Source organism: Thermoanaerobacterium aotearoense (genome assembly GCF_009905255.1).
Classification (GTDB): Bacteria; Bacillota; Thermoanaerobacteria; order Thermoanaerobacterales; family Thermoanaerobacteraceae; genus Thermoanaerobacterium; species Thermoanaerobacterium aotearoense.
On the sequence record NZ_CP047602.1, the window covers coordinates 303,812 to 317,990 of the forward strand.

At 36.6% G+C, this 14,179-nt stretch carries 15 protein-coding genes; 7 read left to right on the forward strand and 8 right to left on the reverse strand.

Annotation, left to right across the window (positions count from 1 at the left end; genetic code table 11):
- Positions 1–3 precede the first annotated feature (3 nt).
- The 4 genes from ulaA to GSH73_RS01445 all read left to right on the forward strand — a co-directional run bounded on the left by ulaA (position 4) and on the right by GSH73_RS01445 (position 4,047).
- Entirely contained in the window at positions 4–1,350 is a 1,347-nt protein-coding gene (gene ulaA / locus GSH73_RS01430) for a PTS ascorbate transporter subunit IIC (protein WP_014757221.1), read from the forward strand.
- 81 nt (positions 1,351–1,431) lie between these two features.
- Complete coding sequence (locus tag GSH73_RS01435; RefSeq protein ID WP_014757220.1) at positions 1,432–2,253, forward strand: transketolase; 822 nt, start codon at positions 1,432–1,434, stop codon at positions 2,251–2,253.
- Complete coding sequence (locus tag GSH73_RS01440) at positions 2,253–3,173, forward strand: transketolase family protein (RefSeq protein WP_014757219.1); 921 nt, start codon at positions 2,253–2,255, stop codon at positions 3,171–3,173. Before GSH73_RS01435 ends, GSH73_RS01440 begins: the two co-directional genes overlap by 1 nt.
- Positions 3,174–3,198: 25 nt before the next feature.
- Positions 3,199–4,047, forward strand: a complete 849-nt coding sequence (locus GSH73_RS01445; RefSeq protein WP_014757218.1) for a class II fructose-bisphosphate aldolase — start codon at positions 3,199–3,201, stop codon at positions 4,045–4,047.
- Positions 4,048–4,688: 641 nt separating this feature from the next.
- Here GSH73_RS01445 and tnpA read toward each other — a convergent pair.
- The 3 genes from tnpA to GSH73_RS01460 form a co-directional block, all read right to left on the reverse strand.
- Positions 4,689–5,129, reverse strand: coding sequence for an IS200/IS605 family transposase (gene tnpA, locus GSH73_RS01450; RefSeq protein ID WP_014757073.1), 441 nt, complete (start codon positions 5,127–5,129; stop codon positions 4,689–4,691).
- A 123-nt stretch (positions 5,130–5,252) separates the two neighbouring features.
- The gene (locus GSH73_RS01455; RefSeq protein ID WP_014757217.1) at positions 5,253–6,347 is read right to left on the reverse strand and encodes an anti sigma factor C-terminal domain-containing protein; all 1,095 of its coding nucleotides are present in this window, start codon (positions 6,345–6,347) and stop codon (positions 5,253–5,255) included.
- Complete coding sequence (locus tag GSH73_RS01460; protein WP_014757216.1) at positions 6,337–6,843, reverse strand: RNA polymerase sigma factor; 507 nt, start codon at positions 6,841–6,843, stop codon at positions 6,337–6,339. The genes GSH73_RS01455 and GSH73_RS01460 overlap by 11 nt, the downstream gene beginning before the upstream one ends.
- A gap of 249 nt (positions 6,844–7,092) precedes the next feature.
- Here GSH73_RS01460 and GSH73_RS01465 point away from each other — a divergent pair, with 249 nt between their 5' ends.
- The 3 genes from GSH73_RS01465 to GSH73_RS01475 all read left to right on the forward strand — a co-directional run bounded on the left by GSH73_RS01465 (position 7,093) and on the right by GSH73_RS01475 (position 11,066).
- The gene (locus GSH73_RS01465) at positions 7,093–9,090 is read left to right on the forward strand and encodes an oxidoreductase (protein ID WP_014757215.1); all 1,998 of its coding nucleotides are present in this window, start codon (positions 7,093–7,095) and stop codon (positions 9,088–9,090) included.
- A 19-nt stretch (positions 9,091–9,109) separates the two neighbouring features.
- Positions 9,110–9,700, forward strand: coding sequence for a TetR/AcrR family transcriptional regulator (locus tag GSH73_RS01470; protein ID WP_014757214.1), 591 nt, complete (start codon positions 9,110–9,112; stop codon positions 9,698–9,700).
- Positions 9,701–9,920: 220 nt separating this feature from the next.
- Positions 9,921–11,066 carry an MFS transporter gene (locus tag GSH73_RS01475; RefSeq protein WP_014757213.1) on the forward strand — a complete coding sequence of 382 codons (1,146 nt, stop codon included), beginning with the start codon at positions 9,921–9,923 and terminating at the stop codon, positions 11,064–11,066.
- 27 nt (positions 11,067–11,093) lie between these two features.
- Here the strand turns inward: GSH73_RS01475 and GSH73_RS01480 are convergent, their stop codons facing one another.
- The 5 genes from GSH73_RS01480 to nikR are packed head-to-tail and all read right to left on the reverse strand — an operon-like array spanning position 11,094 to position 14,081.
- Entirely contained in the window at positions 11,094–11,822 is a 729-nt protein-coding gene (locus GSH73_RS01480; protein WP_014757212.1) for an energy-coupling factor ABC transporter ATP-binding protein, read from the reverse strand.
- Positions 11,813–12,643: a cobalt ECF transporter T component CbiQ gene (gene cbiQ / locus GSH73_RS01485; protein WP_014757211.1), complete on the reverse strand. Its 831-nt coding sequence runs from the start codon at positions 12,641–12,643 to the stop codon at positions 11,813–11,815. The genes GSH73_RS01480 and cbiQ overlap by 10 nt, the downstream gene beginning before the upstream one ends.
- Entirely contained in the window at positions 12,636–12,953 is a 318-nt protein-coding gene (locus GSH73_RS01490) for a PDGLE domain-containing protein (protein WP_014757210.1), read from the reverse strand. The genes cbiQ and GSH73_RS01490 overlap by 8 nt, the downstream gene beginning before the upstream one ends.
- Positions 12,950–13,642: a cobalt transporter CbiM gene (gene cbiM / locus GSH73_RS01495; protein WP_014757209.1), complete on the reverse strand. Its 693-nt coding sequence runs from the start codon at positions 13,640–13,642 to the stop codon at positions 12,950–12,952. Before cbiM ends, GSH73_RS01490 begins: the two co-directional genes overlap by 4 nt.
- Positions 13,643–13,655: 13 nt before the next feature.
- On the reverse strand, positions 13,656–14,081 hold the full coding sequence (gene nikR, locus GSH73_RS01500) for a nickel-responsive transcriptional regulator NikR (protein ID WP_084214878.1): 426 nt from the start codon (positions 14,079–14,081) through the stop codon (positions 13,656–13,658).
- Positions 14,082–14,179 lie beyond the last annotated feature (98 nt).

A 14,179-nucleotide genomic window follows, 5' to 3' on the forward strand; every position in this document is an offset into this window, starting at 1 on the left:
AATATGCAATTTATAGTTAGCTTATTTAATCAACCTTCAATAATGGCAGGCCTAATGGCGCTAATAGGATTAATTGCATTAAAAAAGCCTATACAACAGATAATCAGTGGTACATTAAAAACAATTATAGGGTTCATCATTTTACAGGTTGGAGCAACTGCGATTGCAAATACGCTTGGAGTATTAGGACCAATATTCCAAGAAGCATTTCATATGCAAGGTGTAATACCAACAAATGAGGCAGTAATCGGTTTAGCACAAAAAATGTTTGGTTCAGAGATGGCTTTGATGATGTTGTTTGGATTCCTTGTAAATCTTATTATAGCGAGGTTTACGCCTCTTAAATATGTTTTTTTAACAGGCCATCATATATTATTTATGTCGGGGCTTTTAGCGGCAGTGCTAAGTACAGCTGGATTTAAAGGAGTTGAATTGATCGTAGTTGGTTCTTTAATATTAGGATCAACAATGGTTTTAACACCAGCACTAGTACAACCTTATTACAGAAAAGTTACAGGCAATGATAGTGTTGCGATGGGACACTATAATGCGTTAACTTATGTAATTTCCGCATATATAGGAAAGATAACTGGAAATAAGGAACATTCCACTGAAGACATAAAAGTACCACAGGGATTAAGCTTTTTTAGAGATAATACTTTATCAACAGCTATTGTAATGGCAATTATTTTTCTTATAACAATGTATTCAGCCAATAGAAGTGTTGTATTAAAGGCATCAGGTGGTAGCGATGTTTTTATATTTGCAATAACTCAGGCATTGACATTTACAGCAGGTTTTGTAGTAGTTTTACAAGGTGTTAGAATGATGCTTGCTGAAATTGTTCCTGCATTCAAGGGTATTGCTGAAAAAATAGTTCCTGATGCTATACCTGCACTTGATTGTCCTGTAATTTTCCCGTTTGCGCCGAATGCAGTAATTATTGGTTTTTTATCATCACTAGTTGGTGGCATAATAATGTTTCTTATATTGCCACATACTGGCTTGGCAGTCATTATACCTGGCTTGATTCCTTTGTTCTTTGTCGGTGCAGCAGCAGGAGTATTAACTAATGCAACAGGTGGTCTAAGAGGAACGATTATAGGTGGTATTATAAATGGTGCAATTTTAACGCTGTTGCCGGCATTGTTATTGCCTGTAATGGGCCAACTTGGTTTTGCAAATTCTACTTTTGGTGATGCGGACTTTGTATTTACGGGAATTGTTGTAGGATATCTGGCTAAGTTATTTACAAAAACAGGAATATATGCACTTGTTGCTATACTAATTCTAATTTTTATTATAGTTTCAATAGTTATGAAGCCTAAAAAACTAGAAGTTACTAAATAAATTGCTAAATATTGACCAAGGGTAATCCCCTTGGTCAATAAAATATTATGCGCTTATTTTATAATGAGGTGAAAATTTATTATGAGAAAATATGAATTAATGAAAATAGCAAGGGAAATAAGGATAAACGTAATTAATATGATTGCGGAAGCATCTCATGGACATCCTGGCGGATCGCTTTCGTCTGCTGATATACTTACTGAATTGTATTTCGATAAAATGAACATTAAACCAGATGATCCAAAATGGGATGACAGGGACAGGCTCGTGTTATCAAAAGGACATGCAGCACCTGTTTTATATGCTGTCCTTGCTAAAAGAGGTTATTTTTCGGAAAGAGTCTTATTGTCTTTAGACAAGTTTGGTTCAATACTGCAGGGGCATCCTGACATGAAGTCAACGCCAGGCCTTGATATGACTACAGGTTCACTTGGTCAGGGTTTATCTGCAGCAAACGGCATGGCTTTAGCAGGCAAATTAGATAAAAAAGATTACAGAGTATACGTAATACTAGGCGACGGCGAAATACAGGAGGGCCAGATATGGGAAGCAGCGATGACTGCAGCACATTACAAACTTGACAATCTAACTGCAATACTGGACTTCAACGGGCTTCAGATAAACGGGCACAATGAAGAAGTTAAAAACATTCAGCCGATAGATGAAAAATTCAAAGCTTTCGGATGGCATGTTATAAAAATAGACGGGCACGACTTTGACCAGATAAAAAGAGCCATAGAAGAAGCAGAATCTACAAAAGGAAAGCCTACAATTATTATCGCAAAAACAATTAAAGGAAAAGGTGTATCATTTATGGAAAACCGGGTAGACTGGCACGGAACTGCACCAAATGAAGAACAAAGACAAAAAGCGGTTGAAGAACTTGAAAGGAGTGAAGCATAATGAGTACAGCGACAAGGGATGCATACGGTAAAGCATTGGTGGAATTAGGAGAAAAAAACAAAAACGTAGTAGTGCTGGATGCAGATCTATCAAAATCAACAAAGACAGCAGAATTTCAAAAAGCATATCCAGACAGATTCTTCAACATAGGTATATCAGAGCAGGATATGATGGGAACAGCGGCCGGGTTTGCTACATGCGGCAAAATACCATTTGCGAGTTCATTTGCGATATTTGCAACAGGGAGGGCATATGAACAGATCAGAAACTCAATAGGATACCCAAAGTTAAACGTAAAAATAGCAGCGACACATGCTGGAATAACAGTAGGGGAGGACGGTGCAACACACCAGTCTATAGAAGATATATCGCTTATGCGTGGTATACCAAATATGGTAGTAATAAATCCGTCAGATGCTGAAGAGACAAGGCAAGCAATACCGGCTGCAGCAGACCACCATGGACCAGTATATATAAGGCTTGGAAGGATGCCGGTGCCAGATATACATAATAAAAACTACAAATTCAAGCTTGGTAAAGGAGAAATGCTAAGAGAAGGAAAAGATATAGCGATTATTGCCACGGGAATAATGGTGTCGATAGCACTTGAAGCGGCGGATAGATTAAGAGAAGAAGGAATAAACGCAACGATAGTAAATATACATACAATAAAACCTATTGACAGAGAACTTATAGTAAAAGTTGCAAAACAAACAGGTAAGGTTATAACGGCAGAAGAACACAGTATAATAGGAGGACTTGGTTCGGCTGTTTGCGAAATACTTTCAGAAGAATATCCTGTAAAAGTAAAAAGGATAGGCATAAACGATACTTTTGGTCAGTCTGGAACACCTAGAGAGCTTTTAGAACATTATAATTTAACATTTCAAGATATTATTTATGCAGTTAAAAAGTTTTGAGCCATTTTGTTAGGGGGCGCACAATTTGAATGATATACTAGTAAAAGCAAGGAACAATAAATATGCGATTGGAGGTTTTAATTTTAATTTTTATGATGATGCATTGGGGATAATTTCAGCAGCATACGAATTGAAGTCACCTATTATTTTGATGGCCAGTGAAGGGTGTGTCAAATTTTTAGGAGTTAAGCATATTGTTAATTTTGTAAATCAACTTAAAGATGAATATAATATTCCTATTATTTTACATCTTGATCATGGAAAAGATATTGAAATAATTAAAAACTGCATAGATAACAAATTCGACTCAATTATGTATGATGGATCATTGCTTAACTTTGAAGAAAATATTAAAAACACAAAATTTATTGCTGATTTATGCCATGACAAAGGAATGACCATTGAAGGGGAACTGGGTAGGATATCAGGTGCAGAAGAAAATATAGAAAATAGCGAGGATGTATTTACAGATCCAGATAGCGTAGCGGAATTTACAGAAAGAAGCGATGTGGATTCCTTAGCAGTAGCTATTGGAAACGCTCATGGATTATACAAAGGTAGACCCAGGTTAGATTTTGAAAGATTGTCTAAAATTAATAAAATATCAAAAGTGCCATTGGTATTGCATGGTGGTACAGGCATACCGTATGAAGATATACAAAAAGCTATACAATTAGGTATAAGTAAAGTGAATGTCGGGACTGAAATAAAGATAGCATATATTAAATCTATTAAAAAACATCTTGAAACAATCAACGATAATGATATTAGACATTTAGTTTCTATGGTTCAGAATGATATTAAAGAACTTGTAAAGCAGTATCTTGATATATTTGGTACTGCCAATAAATATAGCCAATTACAATCAATGTGAATTTTATGAAGATAGGTGCAATAACAAGTGGTGGGAACTGTCACGGCATGAACGCTTTTATATTGGAATTATCGAAATTATGTAGTAAAAATAATTATGATTTGATTAGATATAGGAGACTATAAGAGCATAGAAGAAAACAACTTTATTAAACTTAGTTTAGATAATATAAGTAATATGGCTTTGGCAAAAAGGTGGTAGCTTATTATTAACAAGCAGATATGAAGATTTAAAAATAGGTGAGAAATTAATAAAACACTACAAGTTATAAATGATGTTGAAGATACTGCTACTGCAATACCTGGGAAAATATATATAATTGAGACATTAGAAGGGAATTATGGGAATATAATTAAAGCAGCATTTGATGAGGTGGCAATAGAGATGTAGCAAAACAATTTGTGGAGCTAACATTTGATCTAATTAAATAAGGATATTTATGGTAAAATGGTTTGTTATATATCAGGTAGATTTAAAAATTGCGATTTATAATCAGTCGAATAATATAAGTTTTAATGTAAAATATTAGTATGAGTTATGGACTTGTGTCTACTTATTTGGCACAAGTCCATAACTTTATAACAATTTAACTCAACCACCACCTGCTTTAGCAGGTGGGTTGGATATGCCGCTTAAGCAGCTTAAAACTCGCCTAAAGTAAAATTATCATTCTTTTGATTTTCTTCTATGTCTTGATTTTGTATATATTCAATAATCACTTCATCTGTTACATTGCCACTACTTGCTGCAAAATATCCTCGTGCCCATAAATGTTGTCCCCAAAATTGTTTGTTAAGCTCCTTATTCTCCATTAGCAACTTTCTCGAACTATATCCCTTTATATATTGCACCAGCTTACTTACTGACAAATGTGGTGGTGCCGACACTAGTATATGTATATGATCTTTTGATACATGTCCTGATAATATTTCTACTTCATTATTTTTGCATACCATTCTTATTAGTTCCCTTGTTCTTTCTGCTATTTTCCCAACTAATATCGGTTTTCTGTATTTTGTTATCCATACTATATGATATTTTAGATCATACGTTGCATGTGACGACTTTCTATAATTTTGCATATTTATCACCTCTAGTTTATTTTTTACTAGAAGTGATTATTTATTTTATTGACCTAAAGGTTTCAGCTTAAGCTGAGGGATTTAACCCCATTATACAGACATTAAACTCACTTGTACTCAATATCAATACTTATCCGTGACAACACCTAATGATGATGCTTTTATAAAAGGCAAACCTCTAAGAGATTTTAAGGTTTCTGCAGTACCTGTCACGACGACGCCTTGTATCTTTAAATCTTCCCTCTTTATTTTCCCATTCTTGTCTTTTAAATTGTCGTAAATCCTTTTAACCTCTGACTTGATGCCATTTAGCTTATGATTATCTGTTTTAAGCTTTTCTAATTGGTTTACATTGTTCTCGATTGTTCCTATAAAAAGTTCTTCTGGATTTTTTAATCTGTCGCCATTGCTGTCATAGACCTTTATACCATATGCGGCTTTTTCAGAACATACATCTGCTGGATTATCTACATCAATCGTCTTTCCATCGGGAAGCTTTTGCTCATTTTTATGTGGTTTATGTGCTTCTTTTTCTTTGCTATTTAGATCGTCAACCCAATACCACGTTAAAGTTACGTTTTTTGGCATCATTTTATTTACTTCGTCGATGCTGTACGCTTTATCAAAAGATAATGCCATCTCTATATATTTGTCATTTCCTATGTCATCCAGCAAATTTAAGTCATTCTTGTATGTCCTGTATTTTACGTAGGGGTAGAAGAAAATCATTTCCCTTTGACCAAGTTCGTTGTACGTTGGTTTGTTTAGAGCATCTTCATCAAAACTTTCTCCCCATACTATAGCTGGTGAATTGATAGCCTGTACATCGACAGTGTTGAAAAGCCCATAGCTGTATTCCTGTTGACCTGTATAAACCACTTTACCCTCTATTATCTTGTAAGTTGAATAAACTGTTTTGCCTCCAAAGATTCCTTCATATCTGATTGATTTTCCTATATACATATCAGGAGCGGAGATATCATTGAATACTGATAAGGCAAAACTTATGTCAGAGCTTTCCGACTGTGTTACTTTGATTCCTATAAAGACGGTGCTTATTGAAACAATTAATATGACTATCAAACTTATAATTGTGGTTCTTAAAATAGAACGCCATTTTGCTTTTTTAATTGCTTTATCAAATTTATCATTCTTTGTGCTTTCAAAAATTTCATCAAGTTCTTTCTCATCATTGTTTAAAATTTTTTCATCTGCCATAATTGGATACCTCCCATAATTCTTTAAATTTATTTCTTGCACGGTAAAGATATGTCTTTACTTTGTTTTCATCAAGATCTAAGATCTCTCCTATTTCTTTATAAGATAATCCAACAAAATACTTAAAAATTAAGAGGGTTCTATAGCTTTCCTTTAACAGACCAAGTATTTTATGAACGTTTGATTTTAATTCTTCATTAAGCACGTGTTCTTCTATTAATCCATCTGAATAGAGGCTATTAAGAATTCTATCATCGATGCCAATTTTCTCCTTCTTTTTCTTATTATACAGATTATAATATCTGTTTAGTGATACTTTAAACAGCCATGGATAGATGTCGTCAATGCTTATGGAGTCAACATACTCAATAACTTTGCAGATGGTATCTTGTACGATATCTTCTGCATCTTCACAGGATGCACCGATTTTAATGAGATATTTGTAAATTATGGTCATCTTATTTATCAAGAAGTCTTCAAACCTCTCATCTTTCATGACTGACCTCCCAAGTATAATATCTGATGCATTTTTATATAACGGCGCCGTTTTTGTTCTTTCATTAATATAACAAAATAGAAAGACAAATGTATACAAACTTTTAAAATTTATTTTTATCAGCGAATTATAGATTTTGACTAAATAATCTATTGCCTTATTGACAATTAATTAACATAGTGATATAATTTTCGTAGAATGCATTCGGTGAACATGTTCAATAAAATTGAGAAAAGAAGGGGACTTTTTATGGACAAAAAGCACAGTATTCTCTTTGATGAAGTGTCTATCGGAAGCTGTATCATCAAAAACCGCTTTGCAATGGCTCCTATGGGACCATTAGGTCTTGGTGATTCCGAAGGTGGTTTTAACCAAAGAGGAATTGATTACTACGTTGAAAGAGCTAAGGGCGGCACTGGACTTATCATAACTGGTGTTACTTTTGTTGACAACGATATAGAAAAGCATGACATGCCTAATTGCCCATGTTCTACGCACAATCCAGTTCACTTCATTAGGACTGCTCGCGAAATGACGGAGAAAATACACGCTTACGGTTCTAAGGTTTTTTTACAATTGTCAGGTGGATTTGGAAGGGTTACGATTCCTACGAATTTAGGAGAACATCCGCCTGTAGCGCCGTCGGCTATCCCACATCGTTGGCTTGACAAGACGTGTCGTCCTCTTACAAAAGAGGAAATTCGCAGGATAGTTGTACAGTTTGGCAAAGGCGCTTACAATGCGAAGCGAGCAGGATTTGACGGCGTGCAGATACATGCGGTACACGAGGGGTATCTTTTAGACCAATTTGCCATATCAATGTTTAACAATCGAACAGATGAATATGGAGGAAGCCTTGAAAACAGACTGCGCTTTGCAAAGGAAGTTGTGGAGGAGATAAAAAGTACTTGTGGCAGTGATTTTCCGGTTACGCTAAGGTACAGTGTAAAAAGCTTCATAAAAGATTGGCGCAAAGGTGGACTTCCAGGGGAAGAATTTGAAGAGAAAGGCAGAGATATTGAAGAAGGGATTGAGGCAGCTAAGCTTTTAGTTGAATATGGATACGATGCTTTGGACGTAGATGTAGGAAGCTACGATGCATGGTGGTGGAGCCATCCGCCAATGTACCAAGAAAAAGGGCTTTACATTCCTTATGCAAAGATGGTGAAAGAAGTTGTAAATGTGCCTGTCATCTGCGCAGGACGCATGGATAATCCAGACCTTGCATCAGATGCTGTAAGAGATGGAGCGTGTGACATAGTGTCACTTGGCCGTCCGCTTTTAGCAGATCCCGATTATGTAAATAAGCTTAAAGCAGGAGATACCGCTTCTATACGCCCGTGTTTATCATGCCATGAAGGATGTATGGGACGCATACAGGAATATTCCGCATTAAACTGTGCAGTAAATCCACAGGCATGCCGTGAAAGCGCTGAGCGGCTTATACCTACGCAGCACAAAAAGAAAGTCTTAATAGTAGGTGGCGGCGTGGCAGGTTGTGAAGCAGCTCGGGTATTAGCGCTTCGTGGACATGAGCCAATCGTGTATGAAAAAACTGATAGGTTAGGTGGGAATCTGATTCCCGGTGGAGTGCCATCATTTAAAGAAGATGATCATGCGCTGGTGGCTTGGTATGAAAATGAACTTAAAAAGTTAAACGTAGAAGTCCATCTAAATTCAGAATTAGATGCTGACGGTGTCATTAATTTTGGCGCTGATGTGGTGATAGTCGCGACAGGTTCAAAGCCAAAAGTATTTTCACTGGGAGAAGGACCGGTTTACACTGCTCAAGATGCGTTGTTAGGCAAAGTTAATATAGGAAATGATGTTGCCGTAATTGGCGGCGGACTTGTAGGATGTGAGACAGCGCTATGGCTTAAAGATATGGGCAAGAATGTGACGATAATTGAGGCGCTTCCAAAGCTTTTAGCTGTAAATGGTCCATTGTGCCATGCAAATAGCGAGATGCTGAAAGAATTGATACCTTTCAAAGGAATAAAGACCATAACATCTGCAAAAGCTACTGCATATGACGGAAAGGTGCTTAAAGTGAATACGCCTGATGGTGATATAGACATTGCAGCGGATACGGTTATTCTTGCAGTTGGATATACGCCGTCTGATTCTCTGTATAGAGAAGTAAAAGATAAGATTTCAAATGTATATCTTATCGGCGATGCTGGCAATGTGTCCAATATAATGTATGCAATATGGAATGCCTTTGAGGTTGCTAAAAATATAGATTAGAAGAACAGGAGAGAGATTGGTGCCAGAAAGTTTAACTTCCAGAGAAAAGCAGGCCATTGCTACTAAAAAGAGGATATACAGTTGCGGTGTAGAGCTTATAAAAAAATATGGATATGACAATATAACTGTAAAAGACATAGCAGAAAAAGCCAATGTTTCTATAGGAAATTATTATCACTACTTTAGATCAAAGTATGACCTTCTGGTGGAGATATTTAAGCATGGCGATGAATTTTTTGAGGCTGAAGTGCCGAAGATTTTAGAGGCTTATACAGACTGCAAGGATATATTGGTTCAGTATTTTCTCATATATGCAAAACTTGCAATAAATGATGGAGTAGATATGGCAAAAAATCTGTATATACCGACAAATAAGATGTTTTTGACACATGGTCGTTCCATGCAGAATATGCTTATTCAAATATTAAAGAATGAGCAAGAAAAAGGCAAGATACCAAATGTTTTAGACTGTGAGGAAATTACAGAGAAACTATTTATTGTGGCAAGGGGCGTTATCTTTGATTGGTGCTTAAAAGACGGCAAGACCGATCTTTTGGCTGAGATGCAAGACATAATATCACGAATGGTAGAAAGCTATATTGAAAAATAGAATAAACAAATATTATTTCTAATAGTTTAAGCAGCAACTCAAAGATTTTGTACAAATATACTGGGCGGTTTTGTTTCCGCCTTTTTTTGTTGGTGGACATTAGCTTCACTTCCTTTCCTTTGGAGGCTATGACTATAAAAAGTTCAACCTCATATTTCATTGTATTATTCTCTTTAATGCTATATAATGAAATATGGCATTACTGATAAGGGAGGAAAAAATGCAGATATTTATTGTTGTTTTAAATTACCTTTTGATGCTTTTAATAGGTCTTGTCGATAACATAAAAGGTCCTGTATTATCTCCAATTAAGTCATTTTACAATGTGGATTATACGTATATTGGACTTCTTTTGTTTATTGGAAGCCTTGGATTTATCATAGCTTCGTTTGTGGGTGGAATGATTGTAAATAGATATGGCAGTAAGATGGCATTGTCTTTGGGGCTTGTCTTTATCATCATAGGGATTTTAGGATATTTTGCATCACCGGTTTTCTTAGTGTTTTTGATTTTCTTCTTCTCTATGAATTTTGGCATAGGGATGCTGGAGATAGGTATAAATGCCACCGCTGCAGTTGCATTTTTGGTTAATCAAGCCATAATGATGAACCTTTTGCATTTCTTTTACGGTTTAGGTGCTACGATTTCACCAAATGCGGCAGGAAGGCTTGTGGCTTTGAAGTATTCATGGCAAAACATATATCTTTTTGGAGGCATTATAGCTCTTTTAATGCTTATTGTAGTTTTGTTTACGAGATTTCCTGGTACAGCTAAATATGTAGATGGCAATAAAGTCAAATATCTTGATGTATTGAAAGATAGGCATGTCATTTTGTTTTCAGTCATGTTAGGATTTTACATCGCATCAGAAGTCGGCATAGGCAATTGGGCTGTGACGTACCTTAAAGGATCTTACGGCATGAACAGCGTAAAAAGTTCTATGTACTTGTCTCTTTTCTTTGCCGCTTTTACCATAGGCAGGCTTTTAGGAGGGTTTGTGGTTGAAAAAATAGGATATGTGAAAAGCATATTCATATTTGCATCGCTGGCAGCATCTTTTGTCGCCTTAAGCATGGTAAGTCAGGATTTATCGATTCTTCTGTCTATGGCAGGCTTATTTTACTCCATAATTTATCCTACGACTATGGCATTGGCAATGAAGAGCTTTAAAGAAAATACAAGCGTTGTCATAAGCGTCATAGTCACCGTAAGTTCATCTATAAACATGGTGGCCAATTTTATAATAGGAAAGCTAAGCGATTTGTTTGGCGTGTTTGTGGGATTTTCATTTATCGTAGTTTTTATGGTGCTGGTGATTGTGATGCTTAATGTTCTTCGGTCATCTCTTAAACTGTATTCTAAATAAAAAGCTCCCGATTGTGGGAGCTAAATTTCATATTAGATTTACATTTTCAAGCAGTGTGCTGTCATCAAGTATTTCACTGGATCTTCCTACAGCCTCTATCGAATGTGATTCATTCATCACGACGATTCTATCGGCAATGATTCTGGCTAAATCCAAATCGTGAGTGGATATTACAAGCGTTTTTCCCTCATCTTTTAGGTCTATTAACATTTTGTAGAGCCACTTTCTCGACCTTGGATCAAGGCCGTTTGTAGGCTCATCTAAAAGCAATACATCTGGATTTATAACCATTATTGATGCTAAAGCTACTTTCTTTTTTTCACCGCCGCTTAGCCTGTGCGGCGGTCTGTCTTTTAATTTTGCGATGCCAAACGACTCAAGAGTCTTTTCTACCATGGATTTTACTCTGTCAGGATTTAATCCCATCTGCAGTGGAGCAAATGCTACTTCATCAAAGACACACGCATTAAAAAGCTGAACGTCAGAGTCTTGAAATAGATAGCCGACTTTTCTCCTGAATTGGTATTCTTGGTCCCCTTTCAGATTCAATATGGATTTGCCAAATGCTGATATTTCGCCTCTATCCGGCTTTATTAAGCCATCCATCAATTTTAATAGAGTGGACTTTCCAGAGCCGTTGGCACCTAAGATTATTAAACTTTCTCCTTTTAATACGCTAAAGCTTACATCAACAAGTGCAGGTTGTGACTTTATATATGAGTACGAAACGTTTTTAAGTTCAAATGCTATATCCAAAGTTTGCCTCCTTTTACGATAAAAGTTGCTGCAAAAAGTGAAATGTTGAACAATATCCAGACTGCATCAAAGATATCGAACTTGAAGTCGCTTATTGTCTTGTACTCGCCTTTGTATCCGCGGGAGAGCATGGCACTGTAGACTTCGCTGCTTAAATATTCAGATCTTATTAAGAGATTTCCCATTGACGACGCTACAAATCTTCTCTCACTTTTGCCTTTAGACTTTCCTACGCTTCTGCTTTTTCTGGCAAGAAACATGTTTGACGCCACATCAAGGAAAAGAGTTATATACCTAAACGATATATCAAGGGTGGCAGAGAAAATTTTCGGCAACTTGAAATACCTAAACGCTTTTAAAATTTCCACCCACTTTGTGGACAGTATCAAAATGTATATGAAGGAAAGGGAGACAAAAGAGCGCATAATGAAAATCGATGCGCTTATGGCTCCGTTCCTTGTGATGTACAAGTTTTTGCCAATGTATATAAGCGGATTTCCCGGTTTTACGATGTTAAACAATGATGGTATTAATACAATTCCTGTAAAGATTACGGATACTGATAAAACCCTGAATATATAGGATTTTATTGGCACCTTCGAAAGTACAGCGACAAAGATAGAGTATACAACCATCAAGCACAGAAATTGCCATGAGCTGCTTAAATTGCACAAGACAATCAAAAGCAATATAGATAAAAGCCGTATTCTCGCGTCCAATGACTGCATAAGGCCCCGTTTGATGGCAATTTCATCTGATTCAAACATATCTTGAAATGTACTTTGTATACTCAATACAGTCTTTTCGATAAAATTACTCATTTTTCCCCTCATGCCTACCTATCATTTTGCTAAGGATAAAAAACACTATGGCAATTACTGCGATTCCTACGATAGCTGAAAATATGTAGCCTATTGATTGCTGGAAAAAGTTTTTGTCAAAGCCAGGTATGCCGTAATCAGGAAATAAAGCCTTTACCGTATCTGAGAAATGCTTCATTCCGTTTGGCACATATCCTACCATGTTTTTTACCTCATCTATGCCCCACTCACCCCAAGCAGATCCTGGCGCTAAAAGTCCTATAGGTGTAAGCAGTATTATCACTATTGCAGCTATCAAAAGTTTCTTCATTTATTTTCACCCCTTAGCCTGTAAGTGAATTTATAAAGCAAGTTGTCTTCACCAGCTTTAATAAGGTAGTAGACTACAAGTCCAGTTACTGCTGCCTCTACTAATCCAGCTATTGTAAGATGTGCTATCATCATAGCAGGTATAGACTGGCTTAGCCCGTACGGGAAGTATAAGGCACGACCATCTGCTGTGTGAAAAAGCACAGGCTGAAGTCCTAATTCTATTGATGCTGCAAGTGCTGCTGCATTTATTCCAGCGTACGCACCTATGGCAGATGATATTACCTTTCCTGCTTTAAGCTTTTGAAGCAGCATATATACGCCGTATCCTACGAAAGGTGCTACGAATGCCATGTTAAAGCTATTTGCACCTAATGCTAAGATGCCACCATCTCCAAAGAACAACGATTGTATAAGAAGTGCGACTGTAAGAGAAATGCTGGCTCCCCATGGACCTAATGCGATGGCCAGAAGCGTGGCGCCTACAGCGTGTGCTGTTGTACCACCAGGTATAGGCACGTTAAACATCATTATGGTGAAGGCAAAGGCTGAACCTATTGCCATTGTAGGTACATCTTTTTTATCAAAAGTTTCATTTACTTTCTTTGTTGCCACAGCCAATACAGGCACCATCGCAGCACCCATAACAGCACAGGTGGAAGGACTTAAATATCCATCTGGTATATGCATAAACATCTCCCCCTTACAAATTCTTCCCGGTTGTAGTCATGACAAGCTTTCCGTGCTTTACGCCTTTTGTGCTTATTATCTCGTCGGCTATAGCTGATATAGTCTTTGAAGTGCCTTTTACGACCATCACTTCAAGGCAATTGTGCTCATCAAGGTGTACGTGCATACTGGAGATTATGTTTTCATGGTGCCCATGCTGAATGTCAACAAGTTTGTCGCTTATCTCTCTTACTTCATGGTTGTAAACATATGTGACAGTGCCGATTGATTCGGCGTCATCTGATTCGCAATGGTTTTCAACTATGTAATCCCTGATCAAATCTCTTATTGCCTCAGACCTGTTTTTGTAGTTTTTTGACTCAATCAATTTATCAAACTGTGAAAGCAGATTCGCTTCCATTGAGACTCCGAAACGGGTTATTTCTTCCAGACGTATCATCTCCTTCTGTGTTACTTTTATAAAAATAATAGCACTAAATCGACTGATAATCAATAGCGATTTAGAAATTCAGAATACTATACTAATTTAAATTATTG